General features: G+C 67.8%; 27 protein-coding genes. 13 read left to right on the top strand and 14 right to left on the bottom strand.

Features of this window, described 5'->3' with window-relative positions; genetic code table 11:
• Window positions 1-9 precede the first annotated feature (9 nt).
• A complete protein-coding gene (locus G6N35_RS13730) occupies window positions 10-333 on the bottom strand; it encodes a hypothetical protein (protein ID WP_163804755.1) in 324 nt (107 codons plus the stop codon).
• Window positions 334-510: 177 nt separating this feature from the next.
• Between G6N35_RS13730 and mbp1 the strand changes: the two genes are divergently transcribed.
• A complete protein-coding gene (gene mbp1 / locus G6N35_RS13725) occupies window positions 511-747 on the top strand; it encodes a microaggregate-binding protein 1 (RefSeq protein ID WP_163804754.1) in 237 nt (78 codons plus the stop codon).
• Window positions 748-796: 49 nt separating this feature from the next.
• On the opposite strand, the gene G6N35_RS13720 is transcribed toward mbp1, so the two are convergent.
• Window positions 797-1,129 carry a YnfA family protein gene (locus tag G6N35_RS13720; protein WP_163804753.1) on the bottom strand — a complete coding sequence of 111 codons (333 nt, stop codon included), beginning with the start codon at window positions 1,127-1,129 and terminating at the stop codon, window positions 797-799.
• An 82-nt stretch (window positions 1,130-1,211) separates the two neighbouring features.
• Between G6N35_RS13720 and G6N35_RS13715 the strand changes: the two genes are divergently transcribed.
• Window positions 1,212-2,843, top strand: a complete 1,632-nt coding sequence (locus tag G6N35_RS13715; protein ID WP_163804752.1) for a long-chain fatty acid--CoA ligase — start codon at window positions 1,212-1,214, stop codon at window positions 2,841-2,843.
• A gap of 45 nt (window positions 2,844-2,888) precedes the next feature.
• Here the strand turns inward: G6N35_RS13715 and G6N35_RS13710 are convergent, their stop codons facing one another.
• From G6N35_RS13710 to mrf, 4 genes are read right to left on the bottom strand one after another with little or no spacing between them, the layout of a single operon-like run.
• On the bottom strand, window positions 2,889-4,991 hold the full coding sequence (locus G6N35_RS13710) for a heavy metal translocating P-type ATPase (protein ID WP_163807663.1): 2,103 nt from the start codon (window positions 4,989-4,991) through the stop codon (window positions 2,889-2,891).
• 49 nt (window positions 4,992-5,040) lie between these two features.
• On the bottom strand, window positions 5,041-5,322 hold the full coding sequence (locus G6N35_RS13705) for a DUF1490 family protein (protein ID WP_163804751.1): 282 nt from the start codon (window positions 5,320-5,322) through the stop codon (window positions 5,041-5,043).
• On the bottom strand, window positions 5,322-5,579 hold the full coding sequence (locus G6N35_RS13700; RefSeq protein WP_163804750.1) for a type B 50S ribosomal protein L31: 258 nt from the start codon (window positions 5,577-5,579) through the stop codon (window positions 5,322-5,324). Before G6N35_RS13700 ends, G6N35_RS13705 begins: the two co-directional genes overlap by 1 nt.
• A complete protein-coding gene (gene mrf / locus G6N35_RS13695; RefSeq protein ID WP_163804749.1) occupies window positions 5,576-6,772 on the bottom strand; it encodes a ribosome hibernation factor-recruiting GTPase MRF in 1,197 nt (398 codons plus the stop codon). Before mrf ends, G6N35_RS13700 begins: the two co-directional genes overlap by 4 nt.
• Before the next feature lie 107 nt (window positions 6,773-6,879).
• On the opposite strand from mrf, the gene rpmB reads away from it, so the two are divergent.
• From rpmB to G6N35_RS13680, 3 genes are read left to right on the top strand one after another with little or no spacing between them, the layout of a single operon-like run.
• Entirely contained in the window at window positions 6,880-7,116 is a 237-nt protein-coding gene (gene rpmB, locus G6N35_RS13690; RefSeq protein WP_163804748.1) for a 50S ribosomal protein L28, read from the top strand.
• Window positions 7,116-7,421 (top strand): 30S ribosomal protein S14, encoded by a 306-nt coding sequence (gene rpsN, locus G6N35_RS13685; protein ID WP_163804747.1) that lies wholly within the window; start codon window positions 7,116-7,118, stop codon window positions 7,419-7,421. The genes rpmB and rpsN overlap by 1 nt, the downstream gene beginning before the upstream one ends.
• Window positions 7,422-7,440: 19 nt before the next feature.
• Complete coding sequence (locus tag G6N35_RS13680; RefSeq protein WP_163804746.1) at window positions 7,441-7,821, top strand: hypothetical protein; 381 nt, start codon at window positions 7,441-7,443, stop codon at window positions 7,819-7,821.
• An 18-nt stretch (window positions 7,822-7,839) separates the two neighbouring features.
• On the opposite strand, the gene G6N35_RS13675 is transcribed toward G6N35_RS13680, so the two are convergent.
• Entirely contained in the window at window positions 7,840-9,039 is a 1,200-nt protein-coding gene (locus tag G6N35_RS13675; protein ID WP_163804745.1) for a lipid-transfer protein, read from the bottom strand.
• Between the two features lie 107 nt (window positions 9,040-9,146).
• Between G6N35_RS13675 and G6N35_RS13670 the strand changes: the two genes are divergently transcribed.
• Both G6N35_RS13670 and G6N35_RS13665 read left to right on the top strand, forming a co-directional pair.
• Window positions 9,147-10,205: an NAD(P)H-dependent amine dehydrogenase family protein gene (locus tag G6N35_RS13670; RefSeq protein WP_163804744.1), complete on the top strand. Its 1,059-nt coding sequence runs from the start codon at window positions 9,147-9,149 to the stop codon at window positions 10,203-10,205.
• Between the two features lie 20 nt (window positions 10,206-10,225).
• Window positions 10,226-10,699 (top strand): SRPBCC family protein, encoded by a 474-nt coding sequence (locus tag G6N35_RS13665; protein ID WP_163804743.1) that lies wholly within the window; start codon window positions 10,226-10,228, stop codon window positions 10,697-10,699.
• Between the two features lie 7 nt (window positions 10,700-10,706).
• Here the strand turns inward: G6N35_RS13665 and G6N35_RS13660 are convergent, their stop codons facing one another.
• On the bottom strand, window positions 10,707-11,882 hold the full coding sequence (locus G6N35_RS13660) for an acyl-CoA dehydrogenase family protein (RefSeq protein WP_163804742.1): 1,176 nt from the start codon (window positions 11,880-11,882) through the stop codon (window positions 10,707-10,709).
• Window positions 11,883-11,948: 66 nt separating this feature from the next.
• Here G6N35_RS13660 and G6N35_RS13655 point away from each other — a divergent pair, with 66 nt between their 5' ends.
• The 4 genes from G6N35_RS13655 to G6N35_RS13645 all read left to right on the top strand — a co-directional run bounded on the left by G6N35_RS13655 (window position 11,949) and on the right by G6N35_RS13645 (window position 14,452).
• The gene (locus G6N35_RS13655) at window positions 11,949-13,145 is read left to right on the top strand and encodes an NAD(P)/FAD-dependent oxidoreductase (RefSeq protein WP_163804741.1); all 1,197 of its coding nucleotides are present in this window, start codon (window positions 11,949-11,951) and stop codon (window positions 13,143-13,145) included.
• Window positions 13,146-13,166: 21 nt separating this feature from the next.
• A complete protein-coding gene (locus tag G6N35_RS13650; protein ID WP_163804740.1) occupies window positions 13,167-13,514 on the top strand; it encodes a cupin domain-containing protein in 348 nt (115 codons plus the stop codon).
• Between the two features lie 146 nt (window positions 13,515-13,660).
• The gene (locus G6N35_RS27620) at window positions 13,661-13,792 is read left to right on the top strand and encodes a hypothetical protein (RefSeq protein WP_281357004.1); all 132 of its coding nucleotides are present in this window, start codon (window positions 13,661-13,663) and stop codon (window positions 13,790-13,792) included.
• A 6-nt stretch (window positions 13,793-13,798) separates the two neighbouring features.
• The gene (locus tag G6N35_RS13645; RefSeq protein ID WP_163804739.1) at window positions 13,799-14,452 is read left to right on the top strand and encodes a glycine-rich domain-containing protein; all 654 of its coding nucleotides are present in this window, start codon (window positions 13,799-13,801) and stop codon (window positions 14,450-14,452) included.
• Between the two features lie 12 nt (window positions 14,453-14,464).
• Here G6N35_RS13645 and G6N35_RS13640 read toward each other — a convergent pair whose 3' ends face one another.
• The 4 genes from G6N35_RS13640 to G6N35_RS13625 are packed head-to-tail and all read right to left on the bottom strand — an operon-like array spanning window position 14,465 to window position 18,706.
• Window positions 14,465-14,644, bottom strand: a complete 180-nt coding sequence (locus tag G6N35_RS13640; RefSeq protein ID WP_246224306.1) for an N-acetyltransferase — start codon at window positions 14,642-14,644, stop codon at window positions 14,465-14,467.
• The gene (locus G6N35_RS13635; RefSeq protein WP_163804737.1) at window positions 14,641-14,985 is read right to left on the bottom strand and encodes a GNAT family N-acetyltransferase; all 345 of its coding nucleotides are present in this window, start codon (window positions 14,983-14,985) and stop codon (window positions 14,641-14,643) included. The genes G6N35_RS13640 and G6N35_RS13635 overlap by 4 nt, the downstream gene beginning before the upstream one ends.
• A 17-nt stretch (window positions 14,986-15,002) precedes the next feature.
• Entirely contained in the window at window positions 15,003-17,054 is a 2,052-nt protein-coding gene (locus tag G6N35_RS13630; RefSeq protein WP_163804736.1) for an acetate--CoA ligase family protein, read from the bottom strand.
• 8 nt (window positions 17,055-17,062) lie between these two features.
• Window positions 17,063-18,706 (bottom strand): phytoene desaturase family protein, encoded by a 1,644-nt coding sequence (locus G6N35_RS13625; RefSeq protein WP_163804735.1) that lies wholly within the window; start codon window positions 18,704-18,706, stop codon window positions 17,063-17,065.
• Between the two features lie 111 nt (window positions 18,707-18,817).
• Between G6N35_RS13625 and G6N35_RS13620 the strand changes: the two genes are divergently transcribed.
• Window positions 18,818-19,465 (top strand): TetR/AcrR family transcriptional regulator, encoded by a 648-nt coding sequence (locus tag G6N35_RS13620; protein ID WP_163804734.1) that lies wholly within the window; start codon window positions 18,818-18,820, stop codon window positions 19,463-19,465.
• 1 nt (window position 19,466) lies between these two features.
• Here G6N35_RS13620 and G6N35_RS13615 read toward each other — a convergent pair whose 3' ends face one another.
• Window positions 19,467-20,624: an ABC transporter ATP-binding protein gene (locus G6N35_RS13615; RefSeq protein ID WP_163807662.1), complete on the bottom strand. Its 1,158-nt coding sequence runs from the start codon at window positions 20,622-20,624 to the stop codon at window positions 19,467-19,469.
• 25 nt (window positions 20,625-20,649) lie between these two features.
• Complete coding sequence (locus G6N35_RS13610) at window positions 20,650-22,026, bottom strand: aspartate aminotransferase family protein (RefSeq protein ID WP_163804733.1); 1,377 nt, start codon at window positions 22,024-22,026, stop codon at window positions 20,650-20,652.
• 122 nt (window positions 22,027-22,148) lie between these two features.
• Between G6N35_RS13610 and G6N35_RS13605 the strand changes: the two genes are divergently transcribed.
• Window positions 22,149-23,393: a polyamine ABC transporter substrate-binding protein gene (locus G6N35_RS13605; protein WP_163804732.1), complete on the top strand. Its 1,245-nt coding sequence runs from the start codon at window positions 22,149-22,151 to the stop codon at window positions 23,391-23,393.
• Window positions 23,394-23,395 lie beyond the last annotated feature (2 nt).

Here is a 23,395-nt window from a genome sequence, read left to right as displayed (position 1 = left end):
CGCGGGCGATCAGCCGCGGCCCGTGCAGTCCAGCGACACCGAGATGGTCTGGCTGGTGACGACGGGCACCAGGACGTTGCCGTTGTTCCTGCCCAGCGTCGGCCCCACGTAGGGGACCCACTGGGTGACGGTCTGCGGGTTGCGGACGCTGGTCACTACGCACTGTGACATCGGCGCGGTGCCGATCCGGTCGATGTTGACGGTGTAGCCCTGCTGCTGCAGCTGGTTGATGGTCTGCTGGGCCGAGGTGTTGTCCGCCCACGCGGCGGCGGCAGGTCCGGCGACGATTGCGCCCGCTGCCGCAACCGCGGCAAGCATCCATGTTGTGCGCATTCGCGCATCCTCCTTCTGACGCCCCCAATGATCCTCCTCCTGTATCGCCGGCGTCGACCGAAATGTTGCACTGCGTTTAGCGCCATCGAGGCGGGGAAGCCAGAGTTTGGGCGGCCACGGTCGACGAGGATCGGGGCAGCCCACCGCACACACGTCCGGCATACCAGGGGAGGGCCCATGGCAGAGAACAACAGCGGACCGCAAGAAGGCATCAAGGGCGTCGTCGAAGACGTCAAGGGCAAGGCCAAGGAAGCCGTAGGGACGGTGACCGGCCGCGGTGACCTCACCGAAGAAGGCAAGGCCCAGCAGGACAAGGCGGAGGCCCAGCGTGACGCCGCCGCCAAGGAAGCCGAGGCCGAGAAGGCGCGTGGCGAGGCGAAAGCCGAAGAGCAGCGCCAGAAGTCGAATCAGTGAGACCGTGATGACGGGCCCGGCCGCAGTGCGCCGGGCCCGTTGTCATGCGTCAGCGCCGCGGGGCGTACATGATGAGCCCCACCCCGAGCAGGCACACCGCTGAACCGATCACATCCCAGCGATCCGGCCGGAACCCGTCGGCGGCCATCCCCCACAGCAGCGACCCGGCGACGAACACCCCACCGTAGGCGGCCAGGATCCGGCCGAAGTTCGCATCCGGTTGCAGTGTGGCCACGAAGCCGTAGGCGCCCAGGGCGGCGACGCCCACGCCCATCCACAGCCAGCCCCGGTGCTCACGCACACCTTGCCAGATCAGCCAGGCCCCGCCGATCTCCAGCAGCGCGGCGGCCACGAACAACAGAATCGACTTGGCGACGGTCACCGCTTCAGCATGGCAGCGTCATCGTCTGACATCTCGGGGGATCTGTCTCTCATCGCCCGGCCGCGGCGATAGGTTAGGCGCCATGCACAGCACCATGCAGCAGTTCTCGTTGACCGTCGGGGCCATCCTTCGTTACGCCGTCACCGTGCACGGCGACCGGACCGTGACGACTGCGACCGGCGACGGTGGTTACCGGCATGCGACCTATCGGGATGTCGGTCAACAGGCCGCGCGCCTGGCCAACGCGCTGCGCAGGCTTGGCGTCGAGGGTGACGACCGGGTGGCCACCTTCATGTGGAACAACCAGGAGCACCTGGAGGCCTACGTCGCCGTGCCCTCGATGGGTGCGGTGCTGCACACCCTCAACATCCGGCTGTTCCCCGAACAGATCGAATTCGTGGCCTACGAGGCCGAGGACACGGTGGTGATCGCCGACCTGTCGCTGGCGCCGATCCTGGCCCCGGTGCTACCCAAGATGGAAACCGTGCACACCGTGATCGCCGTCGGCGCCGGTGACCTGGAGCCGTTCGAGCGCTCCGGCAAGAAGGTTGTCCGCTACGAGGATGTGACCGCCGCCGAGTCCGACCAGTTCGACTGGCCCGATGTCGATGAAAACTCTGCTGCGGCAATGTGTTACACCAGCGGTACCACCGGCCACCCCAAGGGGGTGGTGTACAGCCACCGGTCGAGCTACCTGCACTCGATGGCCGTGTGCAGCGGCAACGGCATGGGATTGAGTTTCTCGGACAAGGCATTCCCGATCGTGCCGATGTTCCACGCCAACGCCTGGGGCCTGCCGTACGCGGCGCTGATGGCCGGGGCGGACATCGTGCTCCCGGACCGGTTCATGGACGCACCGTCACTGGTGAATCTCGTCGAGACCCAGCGGCCCACCGTGGCCGGTGCCGTGCCGACCATCTGGAACGACGTGATGCACTACCTGGATCGCGATACCGGCCACGATATTTCGTCGCTGCGGCTGGTGGCCTGTGGTGGTTCGGCCGTGCCGGTGTCGCTGATGAAGACCTTCGAGGAAAAGCACGGTGTGCAGATCCGCCAGTTGTGGGGGATGACCGAGACCTCGCCGATGGCCACCTTGGCGTGGCCGGCGCCGAACACTCCTGCGGACAAGCTGTGGGAGGTGCGCGGCACGCAGGGCAGGCCGATGTGTGGCGTGGAGGCCCGCATCGTCGACGACGAAGGCACCGCCCTGCCGCACGACGGCGAGGCGGTCGGCGAGCTGGAGGTGCGCGGGCCGTGGATCACCGGCTCGTACTACCGCAACACCGATGAGTCGAAGTTCCAGTCCGGGTGGCTGCGCACCGGTGACGTCGGCCGTATCGACGGGCAGGGCTACATCACCCTGACCGACCGCGCCAAGGACGTCATCAAGTCCGGTGGCGAGTGGATCTCCTCGGTGGATCTGGAGAACCACCTGATCGGGCATCCGGCGGTGCGGGAGGCCGCGGTGGTCGGCGTGCCGGACGAGCGCTGGCAGGAACGGCCGCTGGCCGCGGTCGTCCTGCACGACGACGCGCAGGTGACTCCGGCGGAGCTACGGGACTACCTGGCGGACAAGGTCGTTCGATGGTGGCTGCCGGAGCGCTGGACCTTTGTCGACGAGATCCCCCGCACCAGCGTGGGCAAGTACGACAAGAAGACCATCCGCTCCCGGCACGCCGAGAACGCCTACCAGGTCACCCAGCTGTCCTGACGGCTGTCACAGCGAGAACCGAAATCCTGTGCGGGCGCTCATCGCCTAGTCCGCTGCGGCCAACTCGAAGCGGATGAGCCGTGAACTGTTGCCCACCACCGCCACCGACGAGGCGTTGTGCAGGACCGCCGCCATCACCGGAGACAGTGCGCCACCGGCGCCGACGATCAGTCCCACCGCGTTCACCGCGATCGACATCCCGTAGTTCTGCCGGATCGCCCGCACCGCGCGGGAGCCAAGGGTCTGCAGATCGAGGATGCGCGCCAGATCGTCGCCGGCGAGCGCGACATCGGCCGTCTCGACCGCGACGTCGGTTCCGGCCAGGCCCATGGCGATACCGATGTCCGCGGCGGCCAGCGCCGGTGCGTCATTGACGCCGTCACCCACCATCGCCACGGTGTGGCCCTCGTCGTGTAGTCGCTGGATGACTGCGAGCTTGTCCTCCGGCAGCACCTCGGCCTGCCACTCGTCGATGCCGACGACATCCGCGATGGCCCTGGCGGTTTCCGGATGGTCGCCGGTCAGCATCACGACACGTCGGACGCCCCGTGCTCGCAACCCGGCCACCACGTCGGCGGCATTGGGTCGCGCTTCGTCGCGCAGGCTGATGAGGCCGACCAGAGTGCCGTCCACCGCGAGGAGCAACGGTGTCTCGGCCTGCTGCTGAAGCCGGGTCATCCAGTCGGCCGCCTTCCTGGACACCCGGACCTTCTCGCGGCGCAGCAGTTCTGGGCTGCCCAACAGCAGTGTTCTGCCATCGGCGCGGGTACGCATGCCCAGTCCGACCAGGACCTCGCACTCCTCGTGCGACGGAATGGTGATGTGGCGCTCTTCGGTGGACCGGATCACGGCCTGGGCCAGTGGGTGACGAGAGTGGATCTCGGAACTCGCCGCGTAGGCGAGTACCTGCTCGGGCTGCCAATCCTTATGGAAGGCAACGACATTGGTGACGACCGGCCGGCCGACCGTAAGCGTTCCGGTCTTGTCGAAGACGACCGCGGTGATGTTGCCGGCCCGCTCGAGGTGGGAGCCACCCTTGATCAGGATCCCGCGCCGGGCACCGTTGCCGATCGCGGCGCTGATCGCCGTGGGCGTGGCAAGCCCGACAGCGCACGGGCAGGCGACCAGCAGCATGGTCATCGCCCGCCGGACATCGCCGGTGATCGCGAAGGTCAGCGCCGACAGCAGGAACGACGCCGGCACGAACCGGCGGGAGAAGTTCTCGCCGATGGTCTGGATTGGTGCGCGGTCACGTTGGGCCTCCTCGACGCGCGTGATGATGCGCCCGATGGTGGTCTGGTGGCCGACGGCCACCGCGGCAACGGCGATGCGGCCCTGCACGACGATCGACCCGGCATGCACCCGATCGCCGGGGCCGAGGCTGACCGGGAGCGGTTCACCGGTGATCGCCGACTGGTCCACGACGGCCTCACCGTCGACGACGTCGCCGTCGACCGGGACGGCGACCTGCTCGTGGACCACCACGACGTCGCCGATCGCCAGCGAGTCGGTCGCTACCTGCACCTCGGTGCCGTCGACCAGCCGGATCCAGGCGCTGTCCTGGCCGCCCGCGAGCAGATCGGAGATCGCCCGCCGGGTGCGGCGCAGCGTCAACTCCTGAAGGTACTCGCCAATGTTGAGTAACCACAGCACCGTCAGGGCGACGACGTTCTCCCGCAGCACCAGGCTGGCGAGCGTGGCCGCCGTCACCAGCAGATCGGTTCCCGCCGAACGTCTTGCGCGCAGCGACGCCAGAGCGCCACGCAGGAATGGATAGCCCGTGATCAGAGTGACCGCAGAGGCGAACAGCCGGCTGGTGGGTCCGAGCAGGGGAGGGCGACGCAGTACGTACCGCCGAGCGGCCAGTGCCAGCAGGGCCACCCCACCGATGGTCATCCGCATCACGTCGGTGTTGGTCACCTCGGCGGAGCGCGGGACGGCCGGTGCACGTGGCTCGCCGGGTTGCGCGATGACGGCCGTGATGGTGTCGATCAGGCCCGCCGAATCGCAGCGCCCCGGTGTGTACCAGACCACCACCGATCCGGTACGCGGATAGGCGTGCGCGGCGCGGACTCCCGACCGGATCGCCAGCGCGTCCTCGATGCAGACTGCGTGGCGGGAATTGCCCTGTAGCTCTTCGACATTCATCCGGAGCCGGCCTGCAGCGTCGGAGATGATGGTCACCACGTCGGATCGCTCAGTGGGTGTGATCGTGGCCGGCGTCGCCGGCGACCGGCGCAGGTGCTTCCTCGCCGATCTGCTCACGGGCCTCGGCCACCACGTCGCCGATCGCCAGACGGACTCGTTCGGCGTTGGCCTCGGCGGCGCGGACGCCACGCAATCCCGCTGCGGTCGCGGTGACCGCCGTCTGGCGCAATGGAAGTCTGGCGGTGGCCTTCTTCAGGGCCTCGTACGCGGCCACCCCGACCACCCCGGTCACCACCGTCGTCGCCGCTTTCGCGGCTGCAGCCTGCCACATCACGAGCGCTGCCCATAACGCCGATGGAACTTCTCGACCTGGCCTGCGACGTCCATGACGCGGCGCTCGCCGGTCCAGAACGGATGCGAGTCGGCCGTCACCTCGACAACCACCAGGGGATAGGTCCGCACACCGTCGGCCGACTCGAGCTCGATCGTGCGCGACGTGGTCGCGGTGGATCGAGTCAGGAAGGTGGCGCCGGTTCCGGCGTCCTGAAAGACCACCGGCCGGTAGTCGGGATGGATGTCTGCTTTCATCGCTCCTCATCGAAATCGTAGGTTGCAGTGCCGAGTTCGGCGTGTACGACCGACTCGTCACAGGGGTCCTCGTGCCAGTCGCCGAACGGATCGTCGAAATGGGCCCACAGCTGTGGGTCGGCCATTTCATCGTCGGTCAGCAGGGCGCCGGCCAGCACGGTGGTGATCTCGGCGGGGTCGGCGCCACAGGCCAGCGCCGCCATCGACGTGTGCCGGTCGCCGTACTGCTCGTCCCAGATCAGTGCTGACAGCGCCCGGCGTTCGGTCTCGACGTAGGCCAGCTCTGAATCATCCATGGCAGCAAGCCATTTCCCGCCGGAGGTGACGCGCAGCCCTCCGCCGGCGGATTCCAGGTACATCATCTGCTCCGGCTGGCTGGCCAGCCAGAGCCGGCCGCGGGTGCGGACCACGCCGCTGAACAGGACGTCGATCGCGTCGTGCAACCGCAGTGGATGAAACGGCCGGTTCGCCTCGAACTCGACGATCCCGACGTCGCCGTCGGCGTCCAAGGGGGGCTGGCCGGCCAGGAGCGGACCGCACGGATCGTCGCTGGTGCCGCGCCGGGCGTTGTCGTCGAGATTGGCGACCGCCTCCTGCACGTGCTCCTCGGTCTGGATGATCCAGGCCCGCGGGGCCAGCCGCCGCAGGACGGCCAGCGTCCGGGTGTCCAGCTGCGGCGCCACCACGATGTCGGCGAACTCGACTTGTCCGACGGCCACCTGTGCCACGGTCCGCCCGTCGTCGAGGTCCTCGTCGCCCAACGCCTCGGCCAGCCAGTGGTCGGTGTCCACAGCCGTGATGACGCCGGTGATCTCGACATCGCGTGCCGCCGGGCCGTCGGTGTACCCGGGGCCCATCTGAACCCGGACATGGTTGATCGCCCAGCAGATCGGCTCGGGCTCCAGCCACTGGTCCAGGTGTACGACGATCCGGTCGACATCGTCACGCCGGTGCAGCCGGCGCAGCAGGACCAGGAGGTCCTTGCGCACTGTGCAGGACACGCAGCCGTGCGCGAGTTCCAGGGCGGCTTCAGCCGTCGTGAGGATCCCGTTGCGCAGCGTGCTCACCAGTCGGCGGACGACGTGACCGTCGAATCTGTGCCGCACGACCAGGGTTCGCTCGTGCCGGAGCAGGACTCTGACGAGGGCATCGGTGTCGCCTTGGCCCGCAACCAGCAGTACCGGGGTCCGCACTACGCCTCCCTTAAGTGAAAATGATTTCCAATTGGTGCGCCTTGGAGGGTACAGTCCGAACCCGCACTTGTCGAAAACGATTTTCAATAACTTACGCGGGAGGTCTCGTGTCCGCACGTTGCCAGGTCACTGGTCGCGAGCCGAGTTTCGGCAACTCGGTATCGCACTCGAATCGGCGTACCAGCCGTCGCTGGACGCCCAATATCCAGCTCAGGACCTACTACCTGCCCTCGGAAGGCCGCCGGGTGCGGTTACGGGTCAGCGCCAAGGGCATCAAGGTCATCGACCGGGACGGCATCGAGGCCGTTGTCGCCCGGCTGCGTCGGGAAGGACAGAAGATCTGATGGCCAAACGGTCCAAGATCGTCAAGAACGAGCGGCGCATCGCGATCGTCGCCAGATATGCCGACCGCCGCGCCGAACTGAAGCGCATCATCTCCTCACCGGCCAGCTCGGCTGACCAAAAGACCGCTGCGCAAGCCGAATTGGCGCGCCAACCACGCGATGCCAGCGCGGTCCGGGTGCGCAACCGCGACGCCGTGGACGGTCGCCCCCGTGGACACCTGCGCAAGTTCGGCCTGTCCCGGGTGCGGGTGCGCGAGCTGGCCCACCTGGGGCAGCTTCCGGGAGTGCGGAAGTCGAGTTGGTGAAAGCGATGACGAACACCCGGTGGTAGCCGAGCCGACCAGTCGTCCGTTCACCCTGGTGGTGTGCGTCGGGTGCGCGGACCGGCGTGACGACACCCGGCTGGAGGCATTCCGGTCCGTAGTTCGCCAGTGCCGGCACGGAATTCTGGTGTCGGCGCCGTGCCTGCTCGGCTCGGCCTTCTGCGCAACACGGCCGGGTGTCGGGGCCCTCGTGCTGGTGCAGCCGTGTGCCGTCGACCGCACGCCGAGCGGCCCGGGCCACTGGATCGGTCCCGTCGTCGACGGCGACGATGTCGGGGACGTCTGCGCCTGGATTCGCCAGGGGCGGTGGGATCCGGCGGACCTGCCGCAACGCCTGCAACACCCGCTGTCCGTCGTCAGCCGTGCCAGCCTGCTGAACTGACCGGCCGGCGTCGCCGGATCAGCGTTCGGCGCGCTGGTAGGCGGTGACGACGGCCGCCCCGCCCAGACCGATGTTGTGTTGCAGCGCGGCGGTCACGTTGTCCACCTGCCGCTTGTCGGCGGTGCCGCGCAGCTGCCAGGTGAGCTCGCTGCACTGGGCCAGGCCGGTCGCACCCAGCGGATGCCCCTTGGAGATCAGCCCGCCGGACGGGTTGACCACCCAGCGACCGCCGTAGGTGGTGTCGTTGTCGTCGATCAGCTTTGGTGCCTCACCGGGCCCGCACAGGCCGAGGGCCTCGTAGAGCAACAGTTCGTTGGCCGAGAAGCAGTCGTGCAACTCGATGACCTGGAAGTCCTCCGGGCCCAGGCCGCTCTGCTCGTAGACCTTGCGCGCCGCCTGGACGTTCATGTCGTAGCCGATGATGTTGCGGGCCGAGCCGTCGAACGTCGAGGCGAAGTCGGTGGTCATGGCCTGGCCGACGATCTCCACAGCCTGGCCTGCCAGCCCATGGTCGTCGACGAACTTCTCGGAGGCCAGTACCACCGCGCCCGAGCCGTCCGAGGTCGGCGAGCACTGCAGCTTGGTCAGCGGATCGGAGATCATCTTCGCTGCCAGGATGTCCTCCAGGCTGTACTCGTCCTGGAACTGGGCGTACGGGTTGTTCACCGAATGCTTGTGGTTCTTGTAGCCGATCTTGGCGAAATGCTCTGCGGTAGCACCGTATTCGCGCATGTATTCGCGGCCGGCCGCGCCGAACATCCACGGCGCGACGGGGAAGGCGAACTCGTCGATCTCGGCCAGCGCCTTGACGTGGCGGCCCAGCGGGGTCTCCCGGTCGGTGGCGCCGCCACCCAGCGAGCCAGGCTGCATCTTCTCGAACCCGAGAGCGAGCACACAGTCCGACAGCCCGCCGCGAATCGCCTGCGCACCCAGGAACAGTGCGGTCGATCCCGTCGAGCAATTGTTGTTGACGTTGACGATCGGGATGCCCGTCATGCCGAGTTCGTAGAGGGCCCGTTGCCCGGAGGTCGAGTCACCCGAGCAGTAACCGACGAAGCCCTGCTCGACCAGGTCGTAGTCGACCCCGGCGTCCTCGAGTGCCTTGGTGCCGGACTCGCGCGCCATGTCCGGATAGTCCCAGCCCTCACGACTGCCCGGCTTCTCGAACTTCGTCATCCCGACTCCGACGACGAACACCCTGTTTGCGGCCTTGGCCATGGCGCCACACCTTTCCGTCCACACTGACTTGTGCGAGTCTGCGCCTGCTCGCGGGCAGGTCGTGTAGATCTAGTTGTAACACGTTCTAGTTTCTGGAGGTGAGGCTCGTGGCACTGCGCGTCATCCAGTGGGCAACCGGCTCGGTCGGGGTCGCCGCGATCAAGGGCGTGCTCGACCACCCCGAACTCGAACTCGTCGGCTGCTGGGTGCACTCGAGCGACAAGGCGGGCAAGGACGTCGGGGAGATCATCGGCACCGGCCCGCTCGGGGTGACCGCCACCGGCAGCATCGACGACATCCTGGCGCTGGACGCCGACGCGGTTATCTACGCCCCGCTGCTGCCCGACGTCGACGAGGTGAGCGCCCTGCTGCGCTCGGGCAAGAACGTCGTCAGCCCGCTCGGCTGGTTCTATCCCACCGAGGCCGAGGCCGCCCCACTGGAAGCCGCCGCCCGCGAGGGCAACGTGACCTTGCACGGTGCCGGGATCGGCCCGGGCGCGGCCACCGAACTGTTCCCGCTGCTGCTGTCAGTGATGTCCACCGGGGTGACGTTCGTGCGCGCCGAGGAGTACTCCGACCTGCGTACATACGGGGCGCCCGACGTGCTGCGGCACGTGATGGGATTCGGCGGCACACCCGAGAGCGCGCTCAGCGGACCGATGCAGAAGCTGCTCAACGGCGGCTTCTTCCAGTCGGTGCGGCTGATCGTCGACCGGTTGGGGTTCGCCGCCGAACCGATGATCCGCACCCAACAGGAGATCGCCGTCGCCACTGCACCGATCGACAGCCCGCTCGGCGTCATCGAACCGGGGCAGGTGGCCGGGCGCCGGTTTCACTGGGATGCCGTGGTGACCAACACCGTTGTCGTGCGGATCACCGTCAACTGGCTGATGGGAGAGGAAAACCTCGATCCGCCATGGTCTTTCGGGCCCGCTGGCGAACGCTACGAGATGGAGGTGCGGGGTAACCCGAACACCTTCGTCACGGTGAAAGGCTGGCAGCCCGAGAGCGTCGAGGAGGGCTTGGTGAGCAACCCCGGCGTGGTGGCCACCGCGGCGCACTGCGTCAACTCCATCCCGGCGACCTGCGCGGCCGCACCCGGGATCGCCGGGTTCTTCGACCTGCCGCCGATCACCGGCCGGGCGGCGAAGTACCTGAGTCGCTGAGTCGGCCTACCATCGGGCCTATGGCCCATCCTGTCGTCGTCGAACAGTCCCGGGCGATCCCCGTCGCGCCCGCCGACGCCTTCGTCAAGACACTGCCCATCGCCCTTCCGGTGCTGTTCTCGCACTGGTACGGACCCATCCCGCCGATCAAGGCCGTCCACGGCCAGGACGGTGATTGGGGCAGCGTCGGTCAGACCCGTAACGTCGCACTGGTCGGTGGCGGTGGCATGCGGGAAACCTTGACCAGCGTCGATCCCCCGCAGTCGTTCGGGTACACCCTGTCCGGCATCCGCGGGGCGATGGCGCCGCTGATCGACCACGTCGAGGGGTTGTGGATCTTCGGCCCGCAGGGCACCGGCACCAAGGTGACGTGGCGGTGGACGTTGCACCCCAAGTCCGCACTGAGCGCGCGGGCCATGCCGGTGTTCGCTCGGATCTGGCGCGGGTACGCCAAGCAGGCGCTGGAGACCCTGTCGGACCAGCTGCTGGGCTGAGCGCCGCTCAGCGCGGTTCCAGTACCGCCTGCGGTCCGCGCAGCATCAGCTGGCGGCCGATGATGATCCGCTGGATCTCGCTGGCGCCCTCCCAGATTCGTTCCACCCGCAGCTCGCGGAACATCCGCTCGGCAACGTTCTCGCGCATGTAGCCCCGCCCGCCGAAGATCTGCACCGCCCGGTCGGCGACGCGCCCGGCCATCTCCGAGCAGTACAGCTTGGCCATCGAGGCCTGACCGTGCAGGGCCTTGCGATCCAGCCCGGCGTCGATACCGCGGGCCACCTCGTAGAGCAGGCTGCGGGCGGCGAACAGTTCGGTGGCGCTGTCGGCGAGCATTCCCGCCACCAGCTGATGCTCGCCGAGCGGTTTGCCGTCCACGATGCGGTCTTTCGCGAATGCGGTGACCTCGTCGACCAGCCGCTGGGCGGCGCCCACGCAGCGGGAGGCGACCATGATCCGCTCGAAGCGGAACCAGTCCTGGGTGAACAGCATGCCCTCGCCCTCGGCGCCGACGAGGTGGCTGGCCGGCACCCGAACGTCGGTGAACGACACGATGGGATGCTCGTCGGGGATGTTGTGCGAATAGTGCGGTGTGCGAACCACTTCCACCCCGGGCCAGGGCAGGTCGACCACCAGCAGCACATGGTCGCCCTGATGCGGTCCGTCGGTGAGCACCGCCTGCACGAAGCAGTAGTCGGCCAGGTTGAACGACGTCACGTGCCACTTGACGCCGTTGATCACGTAGTCGTCGCCGTCGCGCCGGGCGGTGGTTTCCAGCGCTGAGACGTCGGAGCCGGCGAATTCCTCGGTGATCGCGTACGCCTCGTGCTTCTCGCCGCGCACCGCCGGATACAGCCAGCGCTGCTTCTGATAGTCGGTGGCAACCTCGGCCCACCACTGCGGGGGAGTGTGGGCTACCCAGGCGATGGCATTGGTGACTCGGCCGACCTGCTCCTGCACCAGAACCTGTTGCAGCGCCGTGAATCCCGGGCCGCCCACCGATGCAGGCATGTTGGTGGCATACAGGCCCAGTTCGATGGCACGGGCGTGGTGGGCGGCGGTGAGCTCCTTGGGCAGCTGGCCGCCGGCCGCCTCGGCCTCGGCCTCGTAAGGGATCAGGGTCTCGACGAACTCGCGGGCGGTATCCCGGATCCGTAGGTCTTCGGCTGACAACCCGTACATTCGGCCCTGCTCTCCGCTCGCTCCAGCTATTGACTGAGCGTTCAGTCTATGTCACGGTCTTGAGGTATGACCAGCAGTCAGAGTGCGGATGTGGTGGTGGTCGGTGGCGGCACCGTCGGTGCGTGGACGGCGGTTCAGCTAGCCGAACGGGGCGCCGGCCGGGTGGTGCTGCTGGAGATGCAGACTCTCGGCGACGGCGCCAGCAGCCGCGCCTCGGGCATGGTGCGCGCCCAGGGTGGCACCGAAACCGCCATCACACTCGGGCTACGCAGCCAGGAGTTCTACGCCACCAGCGGCGAACGATTCCCGCTGGACTGCGGGTTCGTCCGGCAGGGCTACCTGATGCCGTGCTTCACCGAAGCCGAAGTGGCCCAGGCTCATGAGCGGATCGCCCTGCAGCACCAACTGGGTCTGGACGTCGAGTGGCTGTCGTCGGCCGACATCGACAGCCGGGACACCGGGATGGCGCCGGGATCGAGCCTGGGTGGCTCGTATGCACCGGGCGACGGCTACATCAACGCACCCCGCAATGTGCTGGCCTATACCGCGGCACTGACCGCGCATCGGGTCCAGGTCCGCGAGCGCACCACGTTCACCGGACTGCGCGTGATCGGTGGGCAGGTGGTGGGCGTGGACACCTCGGCGGGACCGATCGACACCCCGCGCGTGGTGCTGACCGGTGGGCCTCACCTCGGTGAGGTGGGAGTGCGCGCGGGCGGCCGGATTCCGGCCGGCGGCACCCGCCACCAGGTGGTGGTCACCGAACCCCTGCGCGACGCCAACATCGACGAGCTGCCGATGGTCTTCGACGTCAGCGAGGGGATCTATTGGCGCCCCGGCGAATTCGGTGGCGTGCTGTGGGGGATGAGCAACCCCGAGGAGCCGGCAGGCGTGGCGCTGGAATTCGACTGGGTCTATTACGAGAAGGCCAAGGCCCGCATCGAGGAACTGTTCCCACCGGTGCGCGGGCTGGGGCTGCGCCGCACCTGGGCGGCGACCATCGACTACACCAATGACCATCTGCCGATCCTCGGTCCGTTGCTCACCGACGACGGACCGTTGGCCGGCACCGTGGTGGCCAGCCCGGCCGGCCACGGAATGATGTGGGGCCCAGCGGTTGCCGAGGCGGCGGCCGATCTGACGCTCACCGGTGAATGCACCTGGCTCGACCTCACCGATCTGGGACTTGACCGGTTCGACGCCGACGGCAACAGCCGGGTGGCGCCCGAACCGATCTCGCTGCCCTTCCCCGAACACGCCTGACAACGAAAGGTTTTCATCCTGATGACTGCTGCTGTGCTCACCGCCGTGCTCGCCAATGCCGCCGACGCCGAACTGGAGGACTGGGGTCCGCTGGACGAGGCCACCGACCATCCGATGGCCACCCACGGCCTCGAGGTGTGGGCCGACGGCGACAAGTCCGGCGGCATCTGGCAGTGCGAGCCCGGGCCGTCGCACTGGACGCTGGAGACCAACGAGGTGATCTACGTGGTGTCCGGCCGGATGACCGTGACCCCCGACGGCGGCGAGCCCAGCGAGGTCGGCGCCGGTGATCTGGCCGTGTTCCCGCTCGGCTGGACCGGCACCTGGCTGATCCACGAGACCCTGCGTAAGGCCTACGCGATCTTCTGATCCGCCCGCGTCCACCGATCGGTGGACCCCCGATTCACCTGGAACTGCGTCCCATCGGTGGACTGTGCAGGTGAATGCGGCCGGTGATGGTTATCCCACGGATCGGGCGGCAACCGGCAGCCCACCGAATTGGGAGGACCACCGATATGAACAATTCCAACACCGTCGCCGAGACCGTCCAGGTCGGCCGGTTGAGCGTCACCACCCATCGCGTACCCGCGGCTGGTCAACTGTGTTTCGCGAAGGCCAGCAGCGCGCTGTGCTTCCGCGCCCGGTAGCTTCCGGTGGCGCTCGCAGCAGAGCACGAACGCGCACTGGCTTTCAGTGCGCCGTTCGTGGTCGACCGCCTGGTCAAGGACCGGGTCGCCGATAGTGTTGCCCAGGCCGAAGAACTCTTCACCGAAGCCAAGCGTTACCTGGTGCTGTGTGAAGCGACTCCCGAAACATCGTTCGGGATGCACTCGGCCATGGTCGACGCGGCCTGGCACACCTTCGTCCTGTTCACCACGGAGTACGCCGACTTCGGCATGCAGTACTTCGGCCGCTACCTGCACCACGCACCCGTGGTCGACGGGCTGGATCCGGCGCTGACTCAGGCCGGGTCGTTCGAGCACTTTCGTCAGCGATACGAGGAGTTGTTCGCCCAGCCACTGCCGACGGTCTGGTACGACGACAGCACCCTCGCCCCGGCGCGGCGCGTGATCAATGACGGGTCGGGCGTGCTGAGCGCCCGTTCCGACGGGCACACCGTGCAGCTGGTCGACGGCAACGGCGACGCGGTGCTGACGGTCAACGCGCTCGCGTCGGACGCCGTCGACTTCATCGCGCGCACGTGCGACTTCTATGTGCGTGAACTCCCCGGCGGCCTTACCGATGACGAGAAGGTCGGCTTGCTCCAACCGCTGGTGCGCGCGGGTGTGATCCGGCTGGCACCGTGAGAGATTCCGTCATCAGCGTGGGTGCACAACCAAATCGGTGAGGTAGCCGACCTCGTGGACGGAACTGTTGCCGATCAACTCGACGCGTTCCCGCCCGTCGGCTCGCCACCCCATGGTTTCGTAGAAGCGCCGAGCACGCAGATTCGCCGAGATGACCCACAGGTGTGCCTGCGGGTATCCGGCGTCGCTCAAGTGGTCGCACCCGGCGGCGAGGAGCGCCCGCCCTGCCCCGCAGCGCCAGCTAGCGGGTCGACGTACAGCGCCCACACCTCACCGCTTCCGGCCATGTCGTCGTCGCGGGATGGGCCGACCGTGATGTGCCCGCAGATCACCGCACCGTCGATGGCAACCAGGGTGCATCGGTGGCCGGCGTCCATACTGGCGAAGTTGTAGCGACTCGCGCGGTCTTCGGGCCGAAGCCCCTCGAGGTAGGACTGATCTATCAGACCCCGGTATGCCTCCCGCCAGGAGCGGACCGCGACCTCGGCAAGGGCCATCGCGTCGGCGGCGACGGCTGCGCGTACCTCGATCACGTCCGTAACCTTAGGCTTTACCCGGGGCGGGGCGATGACCGTGGCACGACCAACGCATCGACGGCGACCGCGCCACTCGGGGAGGCGATCACCGGGTTGGCCTCCACAGCATCGAGGTGCTCGCCCAATTCGATTGCCAGCCGTGAGAATCCGACGACCGCATCGGCCAGGGCATCGATGTCCACCGGCGGCGCGCCGCGCCACCCGGCCAGCAGCGCAGCGGTGCGCAGCGATCCCAGCAGCGCGGTGGCCGATTCCCGGGTGACCGGCGGCAGCGCCACCGCCCGATCAGCGAGCAGTTCGACCAGGGTGCCGCCCGCGGCGACGATGACCAGTGGGCCGAAGTTGGCGTCGCGGACCACACCGACGGAGATCTCCACCCCGGCAGGCACCATCGCGTCGATGCTGACGCCCGGTCCCAGCGCCTCGGCCATCCGCAGATACGCCTGGTGGAGCGCCTCGGGTGTGCCGAGGTTCAGCACCACCCCGCCGACGTCGCTCTTGTGCGCGGCACCAAGGGTTTTCAGCGCCACCGGGTAGCCGACGGCCTCCGCGGCAGCCAGCGCCCCGTCGATGTCCTGCGCTACTCGCGAACGGGCCACCGCGATGCCGTAGTCGGCCAGCAGTTCGAACGCGGTCGGCGCGTCCCAACCCGGCTGCGCCAGCCGAGCCCGCCACCGATCGCGCCGTTCGACGTCGACAGCCACCTCGGCTGGCAGAAGTGTCGGCGGCCAGGTCGCCAGGTGGCCCAGCGCGGCGATTCCGCTGCGCGCATTCTCCAGCACCGGAATGCCGTTGCTGCGCAACCTCTCCGCGGTCGGCCGGTCGATTGCCGAGCCCACCGAGGCCAGCACCGCCAGTGGCGCGCTGGTGCCGGCGGCGACATCGAGGACGGCGTCGGCGTAGGCGGTGTCACCGTCGTACTCGGTGACCAGGTCGATGGCCAGCGCGGTGACCGCGACGCCCGGATCGTCGATCATGGCCTGTAGACACCCGCCGAAGAGCGCCCGGGTGTCGGCACCGGTACCCCACACGTCGAGCGGGTTGGTGGCCTCCAATCCCTCGTCGAGCAGCTCGCTGATGGCGGTCAGCGTCGGCGCGGCCAGGTCGGTGAAGTCCACGCCGACGTCATGGGCCAGGTCGACGCCCAGCGCCCGCTCGGCGCCCGAGTCGTGCACCGTCGCAATACCGCGGGTGCCCGGTCGTGGCCGGCGCCCCGCTTCGAAAAGCTCAATGGTGTCGGCGAATTCGGCGATATCGCCGACCCGGATGGCGCCGGTATCGGCGCAGAACGCCTGCCAGCCCGCGGCGTCGCCGGCCAGCGCCCCGGAATGCGCCGCGACCATGGCACGTCCGCGCGGCGAGTGGCCGACCGGCAGGATCACCACCGGGATGTCGCGTTCGGCGGCCCGGCGCAGATTGGCGCGCAGCCGGCCCACCGCCCGCGGCGTCTCCAACAGTAGGGCGATCAGGGAGGTCTGCGGATCGTCGAGGATGTAGTCGACGTAGTCGGCGGTGGTGGTCACCAGTTCCTGCCCGGAGGACACCGCCAGCCGGAACCCGAAGCCGCGCCGGGCGCGCAGGATCGTCGAGAACGCCGAACCGGAGTGGGTGACCAGCGAAACCCCGCCCGCGGGAAGCGGATCGGGCTCCAGATAGCCCAGCGCCCGCAATCCGGTGGCGTTGTTCACGAAGCCCATGCACCCGCCCCCGCACACCGCCATGCCGGCCTCGGTGGCCGTGGCGGCCACGGCCTGGCGCAACTGCGCACCGTGTGCGGACCCGAAGATCACCGCCGACCGTGCCGCCGCGGCCGCGGCCGCCTTGACCTGATCCAGCAGAGCGGTGTCGGGGACGCCCAGCAGCACCAGGTCCACCGGCTCGTCGAGCGCGGCCAACGAGGAGACGCAGGGGATTCCGTCGATGCTGTCGTAGCGGGGATTGACCAGGTGCAGACGCGCCGAACTGCGCCGCGCCTCAACGATCATCCGCTCGCCGAAGCTGCCCGGGCGGGGGCTGGCCCCGACCAGCGCCACCGACCGGGCTCCCAGCATGGCGGCGACGGACATGGTCTGGCTCAGGACGCCCGGCCGATCTTCGGGAAGACCCGGCGCTCGGCGCGCTTCTTGTCGGCCAGCGCCGCCCGCACCGCCTGCCAGCCCGGGATGCCGCACACCCCGCCACCGGCGTGGGTGGCCGAGCTGCCGTTGTACAGCCCGGCGATCGGGGTGCGGTAGTCGGCGAAGCCGGGGGAGGGCCGCATGTGGAACAGCTGCTCCAGCGACAGCTCACCGTGGAAGATGTTGCCGCCGATCAAGCCGTACTCGACTTCCATCTCGTGCGGGCCGACGATGTCGCGGTACATGATCGAACCCTTGAAGCCGGGCGCCACCTGATCGTAGAGATCGATCAGCCGGTCGGTGTAGGCCTCGAGTTCCTCGGTGTGCGGTTCGTTGGCCCACTCCGCCGGCACCCACTGGGTGAACAGCGACATGATGTGGGTGCCATCGGGATTCAGCGTCTTGTCCAGCGTCGTGGGGATGACACCGTCGCTGAACGGGGCCAGTGCGGGCCGTCCGGCACGGGCGTCCTGGAACGCCGCCTCGATGTAGTCGATGGTCGGGGCCATCTCCACCGAGCCGGTGTGGTGTTCGGCCAGACCACTGCTGGGGTCGGCGGTGAAGCTCGGCAACTCGGCCAGCGCCAGGTTGATCTTCACCACGCCGCTGCGGGTCTTCCAGTGCTCGATATCGCTGACGAAGTCGTCAGGCAGCTCACCGCGCGGGGTCTGATCGAGGAACGCGGTCCTGGGATGCAGCGTGGTGACGACCAGCGGGGCCCGCAGCTCCTCGCCGTTCTCCAGTGCCACCCCTTCGATGCGGCCGCCCCGCACCAGCATCTTCGACACCCGGGCGTTGGTCCGGATCTCGGCGCCGAAGCTGCGTGCCGAGCGCGCGATGGCCTCCGACACCGCACCCATCCCGCCTTCGGGGTAGCCCCAGCTGCCCAGCTGGCCGTCGCCCACGTCGCCGATGGAGTGGTGCGCCATCACGTAGGCGGTGCCGGGCTCACACGGGCCGGCCCACGTCCCGATCACGCCGTTGACCGCCAACGCGCCTTTGATTTGCGGTGATTCAAACCAGTCGTCGAGCAGATCGGAGATGCTCATCGTGAGCAGCCGGGTGATGTCACCGGTCTTGCGGACCGTCAGCCCGCGCTGACTCCAGGCCAGCTTGGCCAGCTCCAGCAGATCCGACGGACGACGCGAGCCGATGCTCGGTGGCACCTGGGTGAGCAGCGGGCCCATCACGTCGGCGATGCCCTCGAGCCAGGCGTTCCACTTCGGCCATGCGTCGGCGTCCTTCTTCGACCACTTGGCGATCTGCTCGTAGGTGCGGGCCGGGTCGTCCTCATAGATGGTCAGCGAGCCGCCCTCGGGAAACGCCTGGTAGTAGGGGCCCATCGGATGCACCTTGTAGCCGTGCCGTTCCAGCTGCAGATCGTTGACGATGGTCGGCGGCATCAGGCTCATGACGTAGGACAGCCGGGTGACCCGCAGGTGCGGGGCGTCCTCCCATGGCGCTTCGGTGGTGGCGGCGCCGCCCAGGGCGCTGCGCGCCTCCAGCACCACGGTCTTGGCGCCGGAGCGGGCGAGGTAGGCGGCCGAAACGAGGCCATTGTGTCCGCCGCCGATGACGATGGCGTCGTAGGTGTTCGACATGGCGCCCCACTTTCGTTCGCCCGATGGGCATCTTTGACTGACTGTTCAATCTAACCAAGTGATAGGCTTTGGACAAGTGCCAATGCCGGTACTGCCGATGGGAGTTGATCAATGGCCGAACCCGCGCCCGCGACGGAGAACAACGAAGGTCGTCGCATCCAGATGCTGCGTGCCGCAGCGGAGCTCATTTGTGAACGCGGTTTCGCCGAAACCCGGATCTCCGATGTCGCCAAGCGCGCCGGCGTGAGTTCGGCATTGGTGATCTACTACTTCGGCACCCGCGACCGGCTGCTGGTGGATGCGCTGCGGTATTCGGAGGAGTCGTTCTACGAGGCCGCCGAACAGATGCTGGCCGAGATTCCTTCGCTGCGCGAGCGCCTGTCGCTGCTGACCCAGTGGACCTGTGTTCCCAACGCCGACAACGAGATTCCCGGCGCCTGGGGGCTGTGGTTCGATCTATGGGCGCAAGCCTTCCGGCACGACGAGGTCAGGGCGGGGCGGGTGGAGCTCGACGCGCGGTGGCGCCGGATGATCGTCGATGCGGTGGACTCGGCCGACCTGGGTGCGGAAGTCGACGCACGGATGTTCGCCCTGGAGTTCTCGGCGCTGCTCGACGGATTGTCGATCCAGGTGGCCCTGGAGGATCCCGAGGTGGACTCGAAAGTGGCCTACGAGATCGCAATGCGTTTTGCCGAGCGCGAACTGAACCTGCCCGCCGAGACCAAACAGCCGGTGGCGGCGGGCAAGCGCCGCCGCTGAGTCACCTGCTCAGAGAGGCCACCGGATCGGTCACCAGCTCCGCGGCCGGGTCCACCACCAGTGTGGCCGCGCTGCGGGTCAACACCCGCACCGCATCCGACGTGCACACGCAGGTGACCGCCATACCGGGCGAGTAGCCCACCGACTGCGGGCCGAACTGGTTGGGCACGTCGACGATCAGCGCAGTGGGTGCGCCGACGGCGACGTGCACCTGGGTGGTCGCGCCGTGGTAGACGACCTCGGCCACGGTGCCGCTGATCGAGTTGTGCCCGCTGGGTACCGGTGCGGCGGGATCGGCCAGGGTGATGCGCTCGGGCCGGATCACTATCGCCGCCGGCCCGGCCGTGCATCCGTCGTCGACCGCCGCACCCAGGCGGGTCCCCAGTGCCGAGCACACCGCGGTGCCGCCCCTGCACTCCAGCACCTCGGCATCGAAAATGTTTGCCGCCCCGAGGAATCCGGCCACATATGTGGTAGCCGGGGCCGAGTAGATATCCTGCGGTGGGCCGACCTGCTCGACCCGGCCCTCGGCCAGCACCGCGATCTGATCGCTCATCGTCAGAGCCTCGTCCTGATCGTGGGTGACATAGACGAACGTGATCTCGACCTCGCGCTGCACCGAGCGAAGCTCGAGCTGAAGTTGCTTGCGCAGCTGGGCATCCAGGGCACCGAGCGGCTCGTCGAGCAGGAGTACCCGGGGCTGCAGTACCAGTGCCCGGGCCAGCGCGACACGCTGCTGCTGGCCGCCGGAGAGCTGGCCCGGCTTGCGCTTGGCGAACGGATCCATCCGGACCATCTCCAGCGCCTCGCCCACCCGGCGCCGGGTCTCGTCCTTGGACACCTTCTGATAGCGAAGCCCGAATGCCACGTTCTCGGCCACCGTCATGAACGGGAACAATGCGTAGGTCTGGAAGACCGTGTTGACCGGACGCTTGTGCGGGGGATCGGCCACGACATCGCGGCCGTCGAGTTCGATCCGGCCCGAATCGGGCTTCTCGAAGCCGGCGATCATGCGCAACGTCGTGGTCTTGCCGCACCCGGACGCGCCGAGCAGCGAATAGAACTGGCCCGCCGGGATATCGAGGTCGATACCGGTGACCGCGGGGACATCGTCGAACGCCTTGGCCAGCTGGTGCAGCCGGATCGCGCCGCCGGTCACCGGAGGCCGCCCGGACAGCAGCCGCTCAGCCCGCCACCGCCGTTGCCAGCCGGGCGAAGTTCGCGGCGAAGCGGTCGACATCGGCCTCGTCGTGCTGGACGGACAGCAACCATTGCTCCACCTTGCCCCAGGGCGGCAGGAAAACGCCGCCGTTGTGTTGCATGAGCCAGTGCAAATGGCCCAGGCGGTCGTCGATCTGCAGGAAATCCCGGAACTCGCGTACCGGTTCGCTCTTGAACGTCACGCAGCCCTTGGCACCGACGCTGACCACATGCCAACCGTAGCCGTAATCGGCGATGGTCGCGTCCACAGCGTTGCGCAGCCGGGTGGCCAGAGCATCCATCCGGCGGTAGGCGTCGGCGGTCAGAACCTCGGCGAGGGTGGCCCGGGTGGCGGCCATCGCCAGTGGGTTGCCGTTGAACGTGCCGACCTGTTCGTAGCGTCCGTCGGCGATCGCGGACATCACGTGGGTGCTGCCGCCGATGGCGGCGACCGAGATGCCGCCGCCCAAAGCCTTTGCCAGACAGAGCATGTCGGGCACCACACCGGAGATGGCGGTGACGCCGCCGGGGCCGGTGGTGAAGCCGGTCTTGACCTCGTCGTAGATCAGCAGCGCGCCCTGGTCGTGCAGCAGGTCGCGGATGGCGGCCAGATAGCCGTCGGCGGGCGGGATGATTCCGGCGTTCATCATCACCGGTTCAACGATCATCGCGGCGACCTGACCGCGATGCTCGGACAGCGCCCGTGCCACCGCATCGGGATCGTTGAACGGCACCACGACCACCAGATCGCGGATCGCCGCGGGGATGCCGCTGTTGCCCGGTACCCCGGTCGGATGGTCGCGCGGGCCCACCTCGTCGGCCTCCGGCAGCACCGAGACCTCGACCGAGTCGTGGTGGCCGTGATAGCAGCCCTCGACCTTGATGATCAGATCGCGCCCGGTCACCGAGCGGGCCAGATGCACCGCATCCATGGTGGCCTCGGTGCCGGAGTTGGCGAATCGCCACAACGGCAGATCGAACCGGCGGGACAGTTCACCGGCGATCCAGATGGCGTCCTCGGTGGGCTGGGCGAAGTGGGTACCGCGCCGGACTTGCCGACTGACCGCCTCGACGATGGCCGGATGTGCGTGGCCGGCGATGGAAGCCCCGTAGCCGCCGTGCATGTCGACGTACTCGGTGCCGTCGACGTCGTAGACCTTGGAGCCCGCGCCGTGGCTCATCCACACCGCCTGGGGTTGGGCGATCTGCCAGTTGGACGTGGCGCCGCCGGCGAGATGTTCGCGCGCCCTTGCGATCATCTCGGTGCTACGCGGCTGGCGCGCCAGGAAGACCTTCTCCTGATCGGCGATCAACTGGTCCACCGAGTCCGCCACCGGGCTCTCGATGATCGACGAAGCCACGGGAAACCTCCGCTCGAATGCTGGTCGGACCTGCGCATTAGCGCCGCGCCAGCTATTGACTGAGCGTTCAGTCTATGTCAGAGTCCACCTAGCGACAAGACAAAAAACTCACGGAGGTGCGGATGACTGTCCCCAATCGACCCGGTCCGAACCGCCGCCAGTTTTTGACCAGGGCCGCACTGCTCGCAGCCGGCACCCCGGCGCTGATCGCCTTCCTTGATGCGTGTTCCAAAGGCGCGCAAACGAGTTCGGCTCCCAGCCTGACGATCGCCTCGCCGTCCAGCCCGGTCACCTGGGATATCGCCGGTGACAACAAGCCCATCGCAGACGGGCTGGCCCCGGAGAAGGGGGCCACCCTTCAGCTCTACAGCTATGCCGACTACATCGCCCCCGATGCCATCAAGTCCTTCGAGGAGAAGTACTCGACGAAGGTTCAGGTGTCGACGTTCAACGACACCGACGAGGCGCTGACCAAGATCCGCGGTGGCAACGTCGACTATGACCTGTTCTTCCCCAGCTACGATCAGATCAGCCGGCTGGTCAAGGGTGACCTGGTGCGCTCGCTCAACCACAGCTACATCCCGAACATCAAGAACGTCTGGCCGTTCTTCTCCAACCCGTGGTACGACCAGGAGTGGCGCTACACGGTGCCCTACACCGTCTACACCACCGGCATCGGCTGGCGGACTGACCAGGTTCCCGCCGACATCGGCGCGCTGAAGAATCCCTACGAATCGCTCTGGGATCCGGCGTACAAGAACAAGACCGCCGTCATCGATGACTGGCACACCGCGATGGCGATGGTGCTGCTGAAGATGGGCATCACCGACATCAACACCTCCTCGGCCGACGATCTGAAGAAGCTCGGGGATCAGCTGACTGCTCTAGTCCAGGCGACATCGCCCAAAGTCACTGTGACGATGTACAGCGATCTGCCCGCCGGGCAGATCAGCTTGTCGCAGATGTGGTCCGGCGACATCATCAACGCCGTCAACTACCTGCCCCAGGGCGTCAAGCCGGATATCCTTCGGTACTGGTTCCCGACGGATGGAAAAGGCATGGTCGACAACGACCTGATCGTACTGCTGCGCGGCGGCAAGAACCCGGTGCTTGGCCACCTGTTCCTCAACCACATGCTGGAGACCGAAGTCGCCAAGCAGAACTTCCAGCAGATCGGCTACCAGCCGCCCCAGGTTTCGCTGAACCCGGATTCCCTTGTGGCAGAGGGCCTGGTTCCGGAGAACCTGAAGAGTGCGATCGTGCGCCCGGAGTACTTCGACGTCGGTTACCGGCTGCTGGAACTGGATCCCGCCAACGACGCCGCCTGGCACAACGTGTGGCGGGGCTTCAAGGCTGGAGGATCCTGATC

The sequence above is a fragment of the Mycolicibacterium anyangense genome (assembly GCF_010731855.1).
GTDB classification, from domain to species: Bacteria; Actinomycetota; Actinomycetes; order Mycobacteriales; family Mycobacteriaceae; genus Mycobacterium; species Mycobacterium anyangense.
The sequence above is the reverse complement of the archived record's forward strand: the minus strand, read 5'-3'. Positions and strand labels throughout refer to the sequence as shown.

Coding starts and splice junctions, on each gene's coding strand:
- G6N35_RS27620 (WP_281357004.1), top strand. CDS start 13,661: ATGAACAATTCCAACACCGTCGCCGAGACCGTCCAGGTCGGCCGGTTG.
- G6N35_RS13700 (WP_163804750.1), bottom strand. CDS start 5,579: ATGAAAGCAGACATCCATCCCGACTACCGGCCGGTGGTCTTTCAGGAC.
- G6N35_RS13715 (WP_163804752.1), top strand. CDS start 1,212: ATGCACAGCACCATGCAGCAGTTCTCGTTGACCGTCGGGGCCATCCTT.
- G6N35_RS13620 (WP_163804734.1), top strand. CDS start 18,818: ATGGCCGAACCCGCGCCCGCGACGGAGAACAACGAAGGTCGTCGCATC.
- G6N35_RS13710 (WP_163807663.1), bottom strand. CDS start 4,991: ATGAATGTCGAAGAGCTACAGGGCAATTCCCGCCACGCAGTCTGCATC.
- G6N35_RS13660 (WP_163804742.1), bottom strand. CDS start 11,882: ATGTACGGGTTGTCAGCCGAAGACCTACGGATCCGGGATACCGCCCGC.
- G6N35_RS13730 (WP_163804755.1), bottom strand. CDS start 333: ATGCGCACAACATGGATGCTTGCCGCGGTTGCGGCAGCGGGCGCAATC.
- G6N35_RS13625 (WP_163804735.1), bottom strand. CDS start 18,706: ATGTCGAACACCTACGACGCCATCGTCATCGGCGGCGGACACAATGGC.
- G6N35_RS13630 (WP_163804736.1), bottom strand. CDS start 17,054: ATGTCCGTCGCCGCCATGCTGGGAGCCCGGTCGGTGGCGCTGGTCGGG.
- G6N35_RS13655 (WP_163804741.1), top strand. CDS start 11,949: ATGACCAGCAGTCAGAGTGCGGATGTGGTGGTGGTCGGTGGCGGCACC.
- G6N35_RS13665 (WP_163804743.1), top strand. CDS start 10,226: ATGGCCCATCCTGTCGTCGTCGAACAGTCCCGGGCGATCCCCGTCGCG.
- G6N35_RS13675 (WP_163804745.1), bottom strand. CDS start 9,039: ATGGCCAAGGCCGCAAACAGGGTGTTCGTCGTCGGAGTCGGGATGACG.
- G6N35_RS13650 (WP_163804740.1), top strand. CDS start 13,167: ATGACTGCTGCTGTGCTCACCGCCGTGCTCGCCAATGCCGCCGACGCC.
- G6N35_RS13605 (WP_163804732.1), top strand. CDS start 22,149: ATGACTGTCCCCAATCGACCCGGTCCGAACCGCCGCCAGTTTTTGACC.
- mbp1 (WP_163804754.1), top strand. CDS start 511: ATGGCAGAGAACAACAGCGGACCGCAAGAAGGCATCAAGGGCGTCGTC.
- G6N35_RS13705 (WP_163804751.1), bottom strand. CDS start 5,322: ATGTGGCAGGCTGCAGCCGCGAAAGCGGCGACGACGGTGGTGACCGGG.
- rpsN (WP_163804747.1), top strand. CDS start 7,116: ATGGCCAAACGGTCCAAGATCGTCAAGAACGAGCGGCGCATCGCGATC.